Raw genomic sequence first — 802 nt, 5'->3', positions numbered from 1 at the left:
CGGGCCGCGGGCTTGCGCGCACCTTCGTCGAGTTGCGGCAGCGCGAAGAGCTCGCTCCAGATCGCCCAGGCCTCAGTGAGCTCGTCGCCGTCGGCGCCGACCAGCAGCGGCACGGACAGCGAGGGATCGCGATGCACGAGGACGAGAGCTTGTGCCTCGTCATTGCCGCGCAGCGCGACACCGGTGAAGTCGCTGACGCGGACGTTGATCGCCATCTGCATGCCGCGGACGGCACGGCGCAGCACGACACGTTCGCGATGAAGCTCGATCTGCCGGACATGTCCGTCGGCGCGCGGATCGTGCGCGTCGAAGCGGACCGGAAGGGAAAGTGGGTCGAGCCGCAGAGAGCGGCTCGACCCGGCGGGAGCGACCCCGCATGTTGCTGTTTGACGCCTCACGGCTTTAGTTCTCCCCGCCGGGATTATGTTCCCGGTCGATGCGAGGACCTTAGCGCACGGCTTTCCGAAACCGCTTAAAAAGGCTGGTTAACCCACCGTCACTGCTGCTCATGATTGACAAGAGCTTGGCGCGCATGATTGACGAGACGTTGCGCGCAAGCTGCGAATCTGAGCTTTTGGCAGGCTGAAAATGCTTGAAGTCCGCGCCATTAGGGCACATCTGTGGGTTCCGGTCCCGACCCCCGCCCCAACAGGATTTCGTTCGTGAACTCTTCACCAAGCTCGACGCTTTCGCCTAAAGCCAGTCGCGACCTGTTCGATCAGTCCGCGCTCTCCGACCTCGCGCAGCGGCTGGTCGAGGCGGCCAAGCGCGCCGGCGCGGATGCGGCCGATGCGGTCGCGGT

General features: G+C 65.0%; 1 protein-coding gene and 1 pseudogene. One reads left to right on the top strand and one right to left on the bottom strand.

Features of this window, described 5'->3' with window-relative positions; translation table 11 throughout:
* Window positions 1-398: DUF6101 family protein (locus MOV74_RS39400; RefSeq protein ID WP_246933024.1), on the bottom strand; the 398-nt coding region annotated here is incomplete at its 3' end.
* Window positions 399-662: 264 nt separating this feature from the next.
* On the opposite strand from MOV74_RS39400, the pseudogene MOV74_RS39395 reads away from it, so the two are divergent.
* Window positions 663-802, top strand: a pseudogene (locus tag MOV74_RS39395) (TldD/PmbA family protein); the annotation flags it as partial.

The sequence above is a fragment of the Bradyrhizobium sp. SHOUNA76 genome, from assembly GCF_023006445.1.
GTDB lineage: Bacteria > Pseudomonadota > Alphaproteobacteria > Rhizobiales > Xanthobacteraceae > Bradyrhizobium.
This window is presented reverse-complemented; position numbering and strand designations above follow the sequence as displayed.